Annotated in this window: 14 protein-coding genes; 12 read left to right on the plus strand and 2 right to left on the minus strand. The window is 62.5% G+C overall.

Going from position 1 to position 15,019, the window contains the following annotated elements; genetic code table 11:
* The 8 genes from AMA01_RS00090 to AMA01_RS00125 all read left to right on the plus strand — a co-directional run bounded on the left by AMA01_RS00090 (window position 1) and on the right by AMA01_RS00125 (window position 8,483).
* Complete coding sequence (locus AMA01_RS00090; protein ID WP_067845461.1) at window positions 1–1,830, plus strand: ABC transporter ATP-binding protein; 1,830 nt, start codon at window positions 1–3, stop codon at window positions 1,828–1,830.
* A 268-nt stretch (window positions 1,831–2,098) separates the two neighbouring features.
* The gene (locus AMA01_RS00095) at window positions 2,099–2,446 is read left to right on the plus strand and encodes an AbrB/MazE/SpoVT family DNA-binding domain-containing protein (RefSeq protein WP_156468390.1); all 348 of its coding nucleotides are present in this window, start codon (window positions 2,099–2,101) and stop codon (window positions 2,444–2,446) included.
* Window positions 2,439–2,747 (plus strand): type II toxin-antitoxin system RelE/ParE family toxin, encoded by a 309-nt coding sequence (locus tag AMA01_RS14225; RefSeq protein ID WP_067845472.1) that lies wholly within the window; start codon window positions 2,439–2,441, stop codon window positions 2,745–2,747. The genes AMA01_RS00095 and AMA01_RS14225 overlap by 8 nt, the downstream gene beginning before the upstream one ends.
* 404 nt (window positions 2,748–3,151) lie before the next feature.
* Window positions 3,152–4,111 carry a type I pantothenate kinase gene (gene coaA, locus AMA01_RS00105; RefSeq protein WP_067845478.1) on the plus strand — a complete coding sequence of 320 codons (960 nt, stop codon included), beginning with the start codon at window positions 3,152–3,154 and terminating at the stop codon, window positions 4,109–4,111.
* Between the two features lie 167 nt (window positions 4,112–4,278).
* Window positions 4,279–5,352 carry a sugar-binding transcriptional regulator gene (locus tag AMA01_RS00110; protein ID WP_067845481.1) on the plus strand — a complete coding sequence of 358 codons (1,074 nt, stop codon included), beginning with the start codon at window positions 4,279–4,281 and terminating at the stop codon, window positions 5,350–5,352.
* On the plus strand, window positions 5,330–6,334 hold the full coding sequence (gene gap, locus AMA01_RS00115; protein WP_067845484.1) for a type I glyceraldehyde-3-phosphate dehydrogenase: 1,005 nt from the start codon (window positions 5,330–5,332) through the stop codon (window positions 6,332–6,334). The genes AMA01_RS00110 and gap overlap by 23 nt, the downstream gene beginning before the upstream one ends.
* 165 nt (window positions 6,335–6,499) lie before the next feature.
* Window positions 6,500–7,702 (plus strand): S41 family peptidase, encoded by a 1,203-nt coding sequence (locus AMA01_RS00120; protein WP_067845487.1) that lies wholly within the window; start codon window positions 6,500–6,502, stop codon window positions 7,700–7,702.
* Window positions 7,703–7,724: 22 nt separating this feature from the next.
* Window positions 7,725–8,483, plus strand: a complete 759-nt coding sequence (locus AMA01_RS00125) for an exodeoxyribonuclease III (RefSeq protein WP_067845491.1) — start codon at window positions 7,725–7,727, stop codon at window positions 8,481–8,483.
* A 47-nt stretch (window positions 8,484–8,530) separates the two neighbouring features.
* On the opposite strand, the gene AMA01_RS00130 is transcribed toward AMA01_RS00125, so the two are convergent.
* Window positions 8,531–9,787, minus strand: coding sequence for an adenylosuccinate synthase (locus tag AMA01_RS00130; RefSeq protein WP_067845496.1), 1,257 nt, complete (start codon window positions 9,785–9,787; stop codon window positions 8,531–8,533).
* A gap of 106 nt (window positions 9,788–9,893) precedes the next feature.
* On the opposite strand from AMA01_RS00130, the gene AMA01_RS00135 reads away from it, so the two are divergent.
* From AMA01_RS00135 to AMA01_RS00150, 4 genes are read left to right on the plus strand one after another with little or no spacing between them, the layout of a single operon-like run.
* The gene (locus tag AMA01_RS00135; protein ID WP_067845499.1) at window positions 9,894–10,805 is read left to right on the plus strand and encodes a LysR family transcriptional regulator; all 912 of its coding nucleotides are present in this window, start codon (window positions 9,894–9,896) and stop codon (window positions 10,803–10,805) included.
* A gap of 21 nt (window positions 10,806–10,826) precedes the next feature.
* Complete coding sequence (locus tag AMA01_RS00140; protein WP_067845505.1) at window positions 10,827–11,492, plus strand: response regulator transcription factor; 666 nt, start codon at window positions 10,827–10,829, stop codon at window positions 11,490–11,492.
* Window positions 11,489–12,955, plus strand: coding sequence for a sensor histidine kinase (locus AMA01_RS00145; protein ID WP_067845506.1), 1,467 nt, complete (start codon window positions 11,489–11,491; stop codon window positions 12,953–12,955). Before AMA01_RS00140 ends, AMA01_RS00145 begins: the two co-directional genes overlap by 4 nt.
* A 5-nt stretch (window positions 12,956–12,960) precedes the next feature.
* Window positions 12,961–13,740 carry a lipoate--protein ligase family protein gene (locus AMA01_RS00150; RefSeq protein ID WP_067845509.1) on the plus strand — a complete coding sequence of 260 codons (780 nt, stop codon included), beginning with the start codon at window positions 12,961–12,963 and terminating at the stop codon, window positions 13,738–13,740.
* Here AMA01_RS00150 and AMA01_RS00155 read toward each other — a convergent pair.
* The gene (locus tag AMA01_RS00155) at window positions 13,718–15,007 is read right to left on the minus strand and encodes a sensor histidine kinase (protein ID WP_067845513.1); all 1,290 of its coding nucleotides are present in this window, start codon (window positions 15,005–15,007) and stop codon (window positions 13,718–13,720) included. The two genes, AMA01_RS00150 and AMA01_RS00155, sit on opposite strands and share 23 nt — an antisense overlap.
* Window positions 15,008–15,019 lie beyond the last annotated feature (12 nt).

Here is a 15,019-nt window from a genome sequence, read left to right on the forward strand (position 1 = left end):
ATGGCAAGAGTGCGGGAAGTCCAGGGTAACGCCGAGGCGCTCCTTCGCGCGCCGTTTATCTACCGAGACGACGAGGCGCTCGAGAAAAAGCTGCAGCTGTCGCTCATTCTGCGGCTCGCCTCCTACATGCGGCCCTATCCGAAGCTGATTGGGTTCGCGCTCCTCGCGACGGGCGGCAATCTCGTCGTGACGCTGCTCGCGCCGTATCTGGTGGGGCGAGCGGTCGACGCGCTCGTCGGCAATCGCCAGTCCCACCTGCTGTTCGAGTACGCGGCGGCGCTCGTCGCGCTCTATCTCCTCAACTTCGCCGCGTCATTCTGCCGGATCGATCTCACCAACCGACTCGGGCAACGCGTCATTCAGCGCCTGCGCGATGAGCTGTTCGTCCACGTGCAGGGGCTCTCGTCCGACTTTTTCGACGCGCGCCCCGCGGGCTCCATCCTGGTCCGCATCCTGAACGACGTGAACTCGCTCCAGGATCTGTTCACGAACGGCGTCATCAATTCGATCACGAACGTGTTCACGTTGATAGGCATCATCGCCATCATGTTCTCGCTCAATTGGCGGCTCGCGACGGTCGCGCTGGTCGTCGTGCCGTTCATGTTCGTCCTGTCGCTGCGCTTGACCGTGCAAATTCGACGCGCCTGGCAACAGGTCCGGCTGCGCCTGAGCCGCCTGAACGCGCACCTGGCGGAAGCCATTCAGGGCATGCGGGTCACGGAGGCGTACGTCCGCGCAGATGAAAATCAGACCTTCTTCGAGCAAATGAACCGCGATTACATGCGGACTTTTCTGAGAGCGCAGCGGTTCAGCATCCCGTTTGGCCCGCTGGTGGACCTCACCGGCGCCCTCGGATCGGCGCTTCTGTTCTGGTACGGCGTTCATCTCGTGCACACGGGCGTGGTTACCGTCGGGCTTCTCGTCGCGTTCGCGAACTACTTGGGCAGCTTTTGGACGCCCATCAGTCAGCTCGGGCAGCTGTACAACCAGGTGCTCGTCGCAATGGCGTCGTCGGAGCGCATTTTTCAATACCTCGACACCCGGCCGACGGTGACGGACCGCGGCGTCGTGCGCGAGTTACCGCCTGTCCGGGGGCACGTGGAATTCTGTCACGTCACCTTCGCCTACCAGCCCGCGCGCCCAGCCATTGAGGACGTCTCGTTCGTGGCGCGTCCGGGGGAGACCATCGCGCTCGTGGGCCACACCGGCGCTGGGAAATCTACGGTCGTCAATCTGCTCGCCCGCTTCTACGATCCGACCTCGGGCGAGATCCGCATCGACGGACATGATCTCCGCTCCGTTTCACTCGACAGCCTTCGTCGGCAGATGGGCATGGTGCTACAGGAGACGTTCCTCTTCTCGGGCACGCTCATGGACAACATCCGCTACGGCCGGCCGAATGCGACGGACGAGGAGTGCATCGCGGCGGCCAAGGCCGTGTACGCGGATGAGTTCATCCGCCGCCTCCCGGACGGTTACTTCACCGAGGTGCAGGAGCGCGGGACCCGGTTGTCCCAGGGGCAGCGCCAGCTCATCTCGTTTGCGCGCGCCATCCTCGCCGATCCCAGGATCCTCATTCTCGACGAGGCCACGGCGAGCATTGACACATACACGGAGCACCTCATTCAGCGGGCGCTCAAAGTTCTCCTGCAAGGGCGTACTTCGTTCGTCGTCGCGCACCGGCTGTCCACCATTCGCGAGGCGGATCAGATTCTCGTGTTTGACGGCGGTCGCATCGTCGAGCGCGGCCGGCACGACGATCTCATGCGCCGCCGCGGCGACTACTACAAGCTCGTGCAGGCGCAGTATCGAAGCATGATGGAAGGGTGACGTCGGGCTGCACGGAGCGTAGAAGGTCAATTGGGACTGACAGATTCTACGCCATGAATGGAGATTTTCACAATGATGAAGTTGGAAAGCTCCTACGCATACTTGATGAAGTCGTTTTCCTGCGCGGAACTTTCGCATGTTCCGCGCACATTTTTTCTTTATGTGGTTCATCCGTTGCTGTATCCTTGAATCAAGGATGCAAGGAGGTCGTCTAAACATGACGAGATCGGCGTATGCTGTCAGTGTGCAAGGAAGGGGGCGCACGGCAGTGGAAAAGTACGTGCGGATCACAGGTAAGCGGCAAGTGACGATTCCGAAGGACTTTTTTGAGCAACTCGACATGGGGACCATTCTGCGTGCCTACATCGAGGATGGTAGGTTGGTTTTGGAACCGGTGCGAGCCGAAGACCCGATCGACTTTTCGCAGGAAATCATCAACGATCTGGCTGATGAGGGTCTGACCGGCGAGGAACTCAAAAGAGAGTTTGCGCGCCGTCGCGAGGGAATGCTTGCTGCCATCAAGGAACTCGTTGCAGAAGCCCGGAGGGAGGCGCGGGATGGCTCGGAGCCAGACGGAGACGCCTTCATGGAAGAGTTGATCAACCGCGATGAGTGAATACCGGTACAAGTTATCGTCCAGAGCGAAGCAAGTGTTGAAGAAAATCAATGATAAGAAGCTTCTTCGCAAGTACCGGCAGACGATGCGGAACATCTGCGAATCTCCTTACCAGGGAGGCCATAAAGTCGGGGATTTGAGCGGGCTTTTTACGGTCGGGTTTCGGTACGTGGACGGCGAACATCGAATTGCTTACACGGTCGTTGAAGACGAGGGCACAGAGCCTTTTGTTCTTATTTTGCTCGTTGGGACGAGCCAAACTTTCTACGAGGAATTGAAGCGGATATGGACGGGGCAGTAGTCGTGGCCGGGGGCATGGCGGTTTCCAGCTTTTGTAGTGCTCTGCTCGAATCGAGTTTGACAGCACCATGGGTATGGAAGCGGATTGTAGGGGCATGTTTGTACCACATGCACTTCAGCCCCGCGTGGCTGCGAGGCGAATGAGAGACCGATTCGCCTTGTGGCATGTTGTATGGTCTACACAGCCAATGTCATGTGCTGGCACCGGCGCTTGTGCACCACCGCATGACGGTCTAACACAGTGGGGGCCCCTACGTGAACTTGACACGCACAGCCGTACAGCCTTGCTTTTCTTTGACTGATTGAACATTGTATACTGTCGTTGGCCCGGCGAGACAGGCCGGGCTTTATGCATTCATGACGGACTCATCCATCCGCTTCGAGACAGATTGCGGGGGGCGAATGATGCAGAATCAGGCACAGGCCAGCGAGCGCTTGTCTCCCTTTTTGACCCTGTCGCGCGAGGAGTGGAGCCGACTGCGCGACTCCACGCCGCTCCTTCTCTCCGAGGGCGATCTCGCCCAGCTTCACGGCTTGAACGAGCGCGTGTCACTGGAGGAGGTCGAGGAGGTCTATCTGCCCCTCTCCAGGCTCCTCAACCTGTATGTGGCCGCGACCCAGAGCCTGTACGAGGCCACGCATGCGTTTTTGGGCCATCAGTCGCGCAAGGTGCCCTATATCATCGGCATCGCGGGCAGCGTCGCCGTCGGCAAGAGCACGACTGCACGCATCATCCAGGCGCTTTTGTCGCGCTGGCCCAACCATCCGACGGTCGATCTCGTCACCACCGACGGCTTTCTCTATCCGAACGCCGAACTCGAGCGTCGAGGCTTGATGCAAAGAAAGGGCTTTCCAGAGAGCTACGACACGCGGCGCTTGATTCGATTTCTGGCGGACATCAAATCCGGAAAACCGCGCGCCGAGGCGCCCGTTTACTCGCACATTGAATATGACATTGTGCGCGGAGAGCGCATCGTGGTGGAGCAGCCCGACATCCTGATTCTCGAGGGGTTGAACGTGCTTCAGACGCGCACGTCTTCGAGCGGGCGCCCGATGACCATTTTTGTCTCCGACTTCTTTGACTTCTCCATCTACGTGGATGCCCCTGAAGATCTCATCCGCGGCTGGTATGTCGATCGGTTTTTGAAGCTTCGCGAGACCGCATTCCGAGATCCGAAGTCCTACTTCCGGCGTTACGCGGATTTGTCCGATGATGAAGCCGTGGCAACGGCGCTGCGCATCTGGGAGGAGATCAACGCGAAGAACTTGCGCGAGAACATTGCGCCGACGAAGTCCCGGGCGGATCTCATTCTGGGGAAGGGCGCGCAACACCGCGTACAGGAGGTCCATCTGCGCAAGATATGAACGGGCCGGGACGCATTGCGCCTGCGCTGCAAACGCGCTACACTGAAAGCGATGGGACGGTATGAGGATCCTACGGGACGGAAAATGTCCCTTTCGTTCCGAGGGATCTTCCCCGACGATAGGCGTTGTGGCGACACGACCGACCAGTGACGATGAGGAGAAGTGGCATGGAGTGGACGGTGTGGGCCGCGGTTGAACGGGTCGCGCCTGAGTTGGTGAGGGCCATGGAACACCGCGTGCGGGTGATGCAGCGCATTGACGCGCACGCGCCCATCGGCCGACGAGCCCTCGCGCAAGCCATGGGTCAGTCGGAGCGGACGCTTCGCACCGAACTGGAGTATCTCAAGCAACTCGGACTGGTGGCGGCGTCCTCGTCCGGCGTGTCCCTGACGCCGGAGGGCAAAGCACTTTTGGGTGAGCTCGAGCCGCTCGTAGCCGAAATCGCGGGGCGTTCCGATTTGGCTTGGCGGGTCTCGTCGTTCCTGCGCATTCCCCGCGTCATCGTGGTGGAAGGCGATGCGGACGAGGACACCTGGGTGACGGATCGCATCGGCCAGGCTGGCAGCGATGTACTCTCCGATGTCCTGCAAGACGGGGACATCATCGCCGTGACGGGCGGTACCACGGTCGCCGCCGTCGCAAAGTCGATGAGCGCAAAGCCTCTTCGGCAGCGGATCACGGTGGTGCCCGCCAGAGGCACGGTCGGCGAGATCGTCGCGTACCAGGCCAACACCATTGCGTCCGAGCTCGCGGCGAAACTCGGCGGATCGTCCGTTCTCCTGCAGATCTCCGACAGCCTGTCGCAGAAGGCGCTCGAACAGCTTTTGGACGATCCGTACATTCAGGAGCGCCTGCCCATCATTCGCCAGGCGACCGTGGTGGTGCACGGCGTCGGGGACGCTCTGGCGATGGCGCGGCGTCGCCACGCGACGGAGGAGGAGATCCGACTTCTTCAGGCGCGCGAGGCGAAAGCAGAGGCCTTCGGGCACTACTTCAATGCGCAGGGTGAAGTCGTCTACGCGATGCGGACCATCGGGCTCCGGCTCGATGACGTGGCGCGCGCGAGGGTCGTGATCGCGGTGGCCGGCGGACAGAGAAAAGCCCAGGCCATCGCCAGTGTGGCAAACGCCTATCGAATTGACGTGTTGGTGACGGATGAAGGCGCAGCGCGCCGCATCTTGCAGCTCGAAACTCCAGCAGGCAAGGAGAGGGTCGAACATGGCAGTGAAGGTTGGCATTAACGGCTTCGGCCGCATTGGCCGCAACGTGTTTCGTGCGGCGCTTCATAATCCGAACATCGATATCGTGGCGGTGAACGACCTCACCAACGCGGAGACGCTCGCCGCACTCCTCAAGTACGACTCCGTGCATGGCATCCTGCCCGAGGAAGTGCGGGCAGAAGGCAACGATCTCGTCGTCGCGGACAAGACGGTGAAGGTGTTCGCGGAGCGGGATCCGGGCGCGATTCCGTGGGCCGAGATCGGCGTGGACATTGTGATTGAGTCGACGGGGCTGTTCACGGACCGCGAGAAGGCCGAGGTGCACATCACGAAGGGCGGCGCGAAGAAGGTCATCATTTCGGCGCCCGCTAAGAACGAGGACATCACCATCGTGATGGGCGTCAACCACGAGATGTACGATCCAGCCAAGCATCACGTGGTCTCGAACGCGTCCTGCACCACCAACTGCCTTGCGCCAGTCGCGAAGGTGATTGACGACGAGTTCGGCATCGTGAAGGGCCTCATGACGACGGTGCACTCGTACACGAACGACCAGCGCATCCTTGACCTGCCGCACAGCGATCTGCGTCGTGCCCGCGCCGCCGCGCTCAGCATCATCCCGACCACGACCGGCGCCGCGAAGGCCGTCGGCCTGGTGCTGCCCCACCTGAAGGGCCGCCTGAACGGCATGGCGATGCGCGTGCCGACGCCAAACGTCTCACTGGTCGACTTCGTCGCGCAGACGAAGAAGCCTGTGACCGTCGAAGAGGTGAACGCCGCGCTGAAGCGCGCCGCGGAGGGCCCGCTCAAGGGCATCCTCGCGTACAACGAGCTTCCGCTCGTCTCGAAGGATTACAACGGCGACGCGCATTCCTCCACGGTCGATGGCCTGTCCACGATGATCATCGACGACATGGTGAAGGTCATCGCGTGGTACGACAACGAATGGGGTTACTCGAACCGCGTGGTCGATCTCGCCGGCTATATCGCGTCGAAGATGTGACGTTTACGAAGCAGGAGCCCGCGCCCACCGTGCCCGATGGCATCGGCGGCGCGGGTTTTTTGCTTACATTTGGCCTTTGGGACGGATCTCAGGCGGGAGGAATTCCGACGCGCCTGACCGAACTGGATAAGGAGATGAAGGTGGTCGAGATGGGAGGCGCAGAGGATGGAGCGCGCGGTGAGCCTCGAAGACCGCCTGTGGATGGTCGGCAAGATGTTCGCGATGGTCGAGCGGTACTTCGCTCACTGGGAGGATTCCTACATCCAGCCCGATGCGTGGGACAATCGCTATTCGACCTATCTTCAGGAGGCCACACGGTTTCCCACACGTCGAGACTTTGAGCGAATGATGCAGCGGCTGGTCGCGCAGCTGGGCAATCGCCACACGTGGTTCCGAGACACCTTGACGGTCCGTGAGGGCTTGGGTCTGCGCCTGCGCAGACTTCGGGAAAGTTGGTATGTTGTCGAAAGCGCACACGAAGCAGTACGGCCGGGGGCGGCCGTCGTGACGTTGAACGAGCGGACGCCAGCAGAGTGGATGGATGAGGCGAGTCCTTATATGCGGAGCCAGGACGAGCGCTTGCGCGAAGAGGAGTGGCAACGGGTCATTCCGACCTTGGTGGACGGGAATTCGTGGGCCCTCGAATTGGACGACGGCCTGCGCCGGTGCGCCGTCATGATCCCTCGAATGTTCCCTGATTCGCGCAAGGAGATGCCGGAAGGGCGGTGGCTCGTGCCGGATCGCGTCGCATACCTTCGCGTGCCAAGCTTTGCAGATCCCGCATACGAAGAGGCTGCCGTGGCGTGGGTGACGCGCGTGTCGAACGCAGACGCCCTCGTGGTGGACGTCCGGGGCAATACGGGAGGTGCGACGCCCACAAAGCTCCTTCGGGTCTTGATGGAGAGGTCATGGCCGTGGTGGACGGAGTTTGCCGCTGATGTGGGCTTTCTGTGGCGGCGTTCCACAGGTGCGGGTGAGTTCTCCATTCGGCCGGACGGCAGCGGTGCCGTGTGGCGACCGCCGTATGGGCAACCGGAGGAACCTGTGTTCCGAGGGCGATTGGCAGTCTTGGTGGATCGCGCGACCGCGTCTGCGGCCGAGGACTTCGTGATGCCGCTCCTCGTGACGAAACGCGCCATCGTGATGGGGGAAACGACGTCCGGGTCGACTGGGCAACCGGTTATCTGTCAGCGCGCCGGCTTCAGCATGGGCGTCGGCGCCATTCGCGCATCGCTTCCCGACGGACGTGCGTTCGAAAACGTTGGTCTCCGGCCCCGTGTGTCTGTGGATATCTCGCCCGAGGACCTGTCTTCGGGGCGCGATCCGGCATTGGAGCTGGCCCTCGAACTTCTTGCGAGCGACGATTGACGATCTGGTGAGGAGGACGACGTTGAGGTTCGTATCGTGGAACGTGAATGGGCTTCGCGCCTGCGTGAACAAGGGCGCATTTCTTCCGTATTTCGAGTCCGTCGATGCCGACGTGTTTTGCGTTCAGGAGACGAAACTGCAGGCGGGACAGATTCAGCTTCCCATCGGAGAGGCATATCAGCAATTTTGGAACTATGCAGAGCGAAAAGGCTACTCCGGCACGGCCGTGTTCACGCGCATACCGCCGCTCGACGTTCGCTACGGGTTTGGCGACGGGATCGATCCAGAAGGCCGGATCATCACGCTCGAATTTCCCTCGTTTTACGTGGTGACCGTGTACACGCCGAACGCGAAGCGGGATCTGTCGCGCCTGCCATATCGCCTGGAATGGGAGGACGCGTTTCGCGCCTATCTCTGTGCGCTGGATCGAGAGAAACCCGTGATCGCGTGCGGGGATCTCAACGTGGCGCATCAGGAGATCGACATCAAAAACGCGAAATCGAATCGCGGAAACTCGGGGTTCACGGACGAGGAGCGGGGGAAGATGACCGAACTTCTCGGCGCGGGCTTTGTAGACACCTTTCGCGCGCTGCACCCGGACGTGACGGACAAGTACACGTGGTGGTCCAACATGCCACGCGTCAGGGAGCGGAACATCGGATGGCGGATCGACTATTTCCTCGTCAGTGACCGCCTGCGGGAACGCATCCTCGGCGCTCGCATCGACGATCACGTCCTCGGGAGCGATCACTGTCCGGTGGTGTTGGAGGTGGAGCTGTGACCTCGCCGTGTCGTTGCGTCGCGACGGGGAGGTGAGGGGACATTCCCTCACCTCACAATCGTCTGCTCCCGGCTCGGTCCGACGCTCACGTACCGGATGGGAACGCCGACCTGTTCCTCAATCAAGCTCACATATCGCCGCGCGGCTTCGGGAAGATCGTCAAACGCCCTGCAGTCACCGATATCCTCGCGCCAACCGGGAACCGATTCGTATATCGGCTTGACCTGTTCCATCTCGTAGGCAGCCGGAGGCCATTCGAGGCGTTGGCCGCCCAACTCATACGCGACGGCGACGCGGATCTCGTCAAGGCCGGAGAGGACGTCCAGCTTCATGAGCGCAAGTTCCGTGTACCCATTGATCCACGCGCCATAGCGCAGAGCCGGGAGATCGAGCCAGCCACAGCCGCGCGGCCGCCCCGTGGTGGCGCCGTATTCGTGGCCGCGATCGCGCAGGAAGGCGCCAAAGTCGTCGTGCAATTCCGTCGGGAACGGACCTTCGCCGACGGCCGTGGTGTACGCCTTCGTGATGCCCGTGATGCGCTCAAGCTTGGTGGGGGGCACGCCGGCGCCGCTGCACACGGCCCCCGCGATGGGATTCGAGGACGTCACGAATGGGTACACGCCCCAGTCGAGATCGCGCATGATGCCGAGCTGTCCCTCGAAAAGCACGTGCTTGTTCGATTGCGCGGCCTCATAGAAGAGCGGCGTCGTATCCGTGATGTACGGGAGAAGCGCATCGCGCGACGCGGCGATGGGTTGCCACACGTCTTCCCACGTCCCGTAGCGCTCGAGGCCTGGCAGACGCCGGCACTTTGCCTCAAAGGCTGAGCGCACGCGCTCCTTCAGGCGGTCGAGATGGCGCATTTCGCCCATTTGAATGCCGAATCGCCCCACTTTGTCCTGGTACGCGGGGCCGATTCCCTGCAACGTCGTGCCGACTTTTCTCGATCTCGCCTCTTCTTCCCACATGTCCTGCCAAATGTGATATGGCAGCACCATGTGCGCTCGGTCCGAGATGACAAGTCGTCTCGTGTCGATCCCGGCTTCCGCGAGTGCCGCGAGTTCCTCGACCAGTTTCGGCGGATTCACCACCACCCCTGCGCCGAGCACGCACAGCGTGTGCGCGTGAAAGATGCCCGACGGAACCAGGTGGAGCGCAAACTTGCCGAACGAATTCACGATGGTGTGGCCTGCGTTGCCGCCTCCCTGGTAGCGGACGACGATGTCCGCTTCCTCGGCCAGGTAATCGACCATTTTTCCCTTGCCTTCGTCGCCGTATTGGGCGCCCACAACTGCATGAAACATCGCGCGTTCCCTCCTCCAACACAACATCAGTGTACGACGCGCCTTTCTATGTGTAAAATGAATGATACGTATTCTTTTCATTCTCAACTCGTATGGAGTGGTGGAGATGTTCGAGGCTCTGCGAGCGTTGGTCACGGTTGTGTCGCTCGGCAGCGTGTCCGAGGCGGCCCGTGCGCTCCATGTGACGCAGCCGACGGTGACGCGCCAGATTCAGCAACTGGAGCGCCACTTCGGACAGGCCCTTTTCGACAGGAGCGGCAAGCGACTTGCGCTGACGCCCGCAGGCGAGCGCGTACACGCGTACGCGCTTGAGGTGCTGCGCAAGCAGGAGGAGTTGGCGGAGTCGCTGCTCGAGATGTCGAATCCCGAGGCGGGTCTGGTGCGCATCGGGGCGGGGCTTTCTCCCACGCTGTATCGCTTGCCGACCATGGTCGCTCGGTACGCTTCCATGCACCCGCGCGTGAGGTTCCAGGTGGTGACGGGATCGTCCAAGGTGACGCTCGAGCGCCTTGGCGCGCGAGCCGTCGATCTCGCCATTGTGACGACGCCTCCCGAAGACGAGGCGGGCCTGGAACAAATCGCGCTGTGGCGCGACGAACTCGTCGCGGTCGCCCCGTCGTATCACGCGCTCGCGGGCAAGCGCGCGACGATGGCGGAGTTGGCGCAGCACCCGCTGGTGGTGATGCACGGTGAGTCGGGACTGCGGCGGCAGATCGACGAGCTGCTGCACCGCGCAGGGGTGGAGCGGCCAGCCCCGCCGGTGATGGAGACGGACAGCCTGGAGGCCATGAACCGGTTCGTGCAGGCGGGCCTCGGCCTCGCGGTCGTGCCCTGGCCAGCGGTCGAGGACGATGTGACCCAAGGGCGGTTGAAACTCGTCCATATCGTGGGCTGCGATCTCGGCCAGCGCACCGTGACGCTCATCTGGCGCAGGGAGTCGCACATTCCTGCGGCTGCGCGGGCGTTCATCGATTGGCTGGCTTCCTTGAAAGCGGCGGCGTCGAGCGAATTGCGGTAAGATGAGGGCGGTGATCGAGCGATGCGGGTCCTGATTGTCGAGGACGAACCGGGGCTGGTGGAATTCCTCCGCTTGGAGTTGGAACTGTCCGGGGTCGAGGTGGACGTGGCGATGGACGCCGAAACCGCCATCGAGCGGGCGAGGTCCCAGGAGTACGATTTATTGCTCGTCGACATCGTCCTGCCGGGCATGAGCGGGGTGGATCTCTGTCGCGAGGTTCGCACGTTTTCAAGCGTTCCCATCATCATGATCACGGCGCGCGGGGCTGTGACGGATCGCGTGGGTGGTCTTGATGCGGGTGCGGATGACTACCTGGTCAAACCGTTTGCCATCGAAGAGCTTTGGGCCCGCATGCGAGCGGTCAGGCGACGATACGAAGCGAGCGGCGCTCCGTTTCGCTTTGGCGAGGCGACGGTCCACCTGGACGCTCACCGCGTGGTGTATCGCGGGCGGGAGGTGGATCTCACCGCGCGGGAATATGACCTGTTGCTGTACCTGCTTCGCAATGTGAACCGCACCTGTTCGCGGCAGGAGCTGCTGGAGCGCGTTTGGGGATTTCAGGCACCGGGTGATACCAACGTGGTGGACGTGTACATCGGCTATCTGCGTCAGAAGTTGGATCCTGAGCGGCGATACATCAGGACCGTGCGCGGGCAGGGATACCGGCTCGAGGTCGAGGATTCATGAGATGGCTGAACCGTTCCCGGCGTCGAAGCATCGAAGGCACGCTTCTCATTTGGAGCACCGCGTGGTGCGCCGTGGTTCTGCTCGTCTTCACAACGCTGTTCATGGTCTCGTACCAGGCCACGAGCCTGATTGGCCAAAAGCGCGTCATGGAGCTCGAGATGGCCACCCTGCTTGGCCAGGGCGCGGATCGGCTGGCGGAAGAGGCGGTGACCACCACCTGGGATCGGTATGCCGCTGCCACCGATTCGGTCATTCGTCTCACCGACGCAGAGGGCAATGTGTTGTTTCAGATCATGGGACCAGTGTTCACCGGGACCGTGGTCGACGAGATCGCGTCGCGCGTGCCCATGCCAGCGCAGGGACAGGACTTCACGAAGCCGCACTGGAGTTATCCGTACGCGTGGCGGGACGAAAACGGATATCACCGGGTGCTGGCGCTCACCGAAGGCGTGCGCTTCGAAAACGGGAGCTTTGGGCAACTCTCCATTTTTACCCTGCTGGATCCACTGCGCCAGGCGGCGCTGCATATGCTCACGGTATTCTTCGTGTTGGACGCGGCCGTGATCGCGCTGTTTGGCGTGGGGATGCGCCTTCTCATCGAGCGAGGATTTCGCCCCCTCGCGCGCCTGATGGCGGGCATTCAGCAGGTGGAGTGGCGCAGGGCGGGGAGACTGTCGTTTTCCGACTTGCCGCCGGAACTCATGTCGCTTCAGGAGTCGGTCAACCAGATGTTGGATCGGATCGACGTGGCGATGGACGAACAGCGCCGCTTCGTGGCGGACGCGTCGCATGAGCTGCGCACCCCGCTCGCCATCATTGCGGGCCACGCCAATCTCCTCAGGCGATGGGGGCGGGATAACCCGCGCGTCTGGGAGCCTGCGGTCCGCAACATCGTGCTCGAGGTCGGGCGCCTGCAGCGGCTGGTGGATGAGCTTCTGGCGCTCTCGAACCTGGACCAGGTGGACGAGCTCCCCGTGGGTGGCGGGATGGGGCAGGCCGAGATGGACGAGATGTTCGCTCGCCTGCGTGACGACGCGCTCATGCTGCGGCCGGACCTGGAGATGGAGGTGAGCGTTCATCTGACGAGCGGGGGACGCGTGGCGATTCAGCCGGATCGGCTGCGCCAAGTTTTGGTGGGGCTCGTGGACAACGCGATGCGCCACACGCCTCAGGGCGGCTGGATTCGGCTCATGGCGCGGGAGGAGTCCACCACGGCGCGCATCACGATTTCCGACAACGGAGACGGGATACCAGAGGACGTGTTGCCTCACATATTTGAACGTTTCTACCGGGGAGAGGCCGCCCGCCGCGAAGGGCAGGGCGCTGGGCTTGGGCTCGCCATCTCCAAGCAGGTTGTGGAGCGCTATGGGGGACAGATTTACGTGCGCAGCGCCGTCGGCAAGGGCACGACGGTCGTGATGGTGTTGCCGCTCGTTGGGCGACGGCGCATTTCGGAGGGATGAGGACGATGATCGCATGGGATCCGCTATGGCCGCGGGAAGTGGAGGTGTTGGTGGAAGAGGTGCTCGCCTCTCCGCTCGACAATATTCTGCACGATGACGAGATCGGACAGCAGGTGGCGCACAGGGACAGAATACCGGTGCTGCGCGTGTGGCGCCACCTGCCTGTGACGGGGCTTGTGGTGAGCCGGCGGGACGTGGGGGGGCAGGCCGGTCAGCAGGCGGTGGCGCGCATGGCGTCGGAGGGGTGGCCGCTCTTCGTGCGCTCGACCGGCGGCACCGCCGTGCCGCACGGGGAAGGGATGCTGAATCTGTCCCTCATCTTCCCGCGCCAAGCCGAGGGCGCGACGACAGACAGGTACTATCGCATCCTATGTCAGCCGCTCGTCGAATGGCTGCGGGCGCTCGGGCTCGCCGCCGAGATGACCGACGTGCCTGGAGCCTACTGCGACGGAAATTACAATGTCGCCATCGGTGGCCGCAAGGTCGTAGGCACGGCGCAGGCCTGGCGCGGGGGCTTGGCCGGCATGTCGTCGCGCCACCCTGGCTACGTGCTCGCGCACGGCTGCATCAGCATCTCGCCCGATCTCGACGCTGCCATCGCCGCCATTCAGCGCTTCTACCGCTACGCCGAGCGCGACGACGTGCGCGTTGAGCGAGACAAGGCGACGACCCTGGCCGAGGCGTCGGGCGAACCTTGGACGAGCGCCGAGGCAAAGGATTCGCTGGTCGAATTTCTCCTCCACCGCCTGCCGGAGGTGGGCGTCACGCCTCGCTTCTCGCCGTGACGTCGCCCTCCTCCGATCCGGCCGGACGCTTCGCCGCGAGCGGCAATTCCACGCGGACCGTCGTCCCCCTGCCAATGCCCTCGCTGGCGATGGAAATCCGGCCGCCGTGCGCCTCCACGATCCATTTGGCGATGGACAATCCAAGCCCCGTTCCCTTCGCCTCTCCATGGCGCGATCGCGCCGTGTCCACCGTGTAAAACCGATCGAAGACGCGCTCCAAGTGTTCCTTGGCGATGCCAATCCCCGTGTCGCGGACCGACAGCATCGCCTGATTTCGGTTGCGAATCGCGGCAATCTCGACCTTGCCGCCTTCATCCGTGAACTTCATCGCATTGTCGATGAGGATCACCAAAAGCTGATGCAGCCGGTCGCGATCGCCCAACACGACGAGGGGTTCCTCCGCGCGCACGGCAAGTTCAATGCCGCGCATGTCTGCGACGGTCTCGTACAGATCGTGGATGCGGTCGAGCAGTTCGTTCAGAGCAACCGGGCGGCGCTCCACCGGCATGCGCTCGGAGTCCGACCGCGCGAGCGTCAGCAGGTCCTGGACCAGTTTTCCGAGTCTGCGCGCCTCGCCGTGGGCGTTGTTCAGCCACTCCAGGTTGTCCTCGACCGTTTGGTCCGTGTGCTCCATCACGATGCCAAGGTTCGACTGGATGACCGCCAGAGGCGTGCGCAGTTCGTGCGAGGCGTCCGCCACAAACTCGAGCTGGCGTTGAAAGGCGCGGCGGATGGGCTGGAGCATGCGCTCGGACAGGATGAAACCCACGAGTGTCGCGCCGCAGACGCCGAACAGCCCCACGATGACAATGACGGAGCGCAGATCGCTCATCGCTCGCACAGTCTGCGTGTCGTCGAGGATGGTGGCGACGTAGGCGGGCCCGCCGGTGCCCTCGGCGATGGGCAGGTCAAAGACGCGGTAATGCTCGCCCTGGTAGGTGAAGTTGAAGAATGTCGGGCGATCCGTCGGCCGATTCAGGCGGTTTTCCAGCGCGTTCGCCAGGTCCGGATCTGCGATGGACGTATACGTGCTGTTATCCACGAGGACGAAGTTGATCTCGGGAGATCCGGTGGAGGCGAAGCTCGGGATGCCTGTCAGGACCGCTGTGTTGGCCACGCGGTAGGCGGCCTGGCGCAGGTTGAAATCGATGCTTCGCATCACGAAGCCGCGAATGATCCCGTAGAGCGCGAGCGACGTAATGCTGTAAAGGACCACCAACAGAATCACCGTCAGCAGCGTCAGACGGAGGCTCAGCCGCTTAAACAAGCCGCACGTCCC

The sequence above is a fragment of the Alicyclobacillus mali NBRC 102425 genome (genome assembly GCF_001570745.1).
Taxonomy (GTDB): domain Bacteria; phylum Bacillota; class Bacilli; order Alicyclobacillales; family Alicyclobacillaceae; genus Alicyclobacillus; species Alicyclobacillus mali.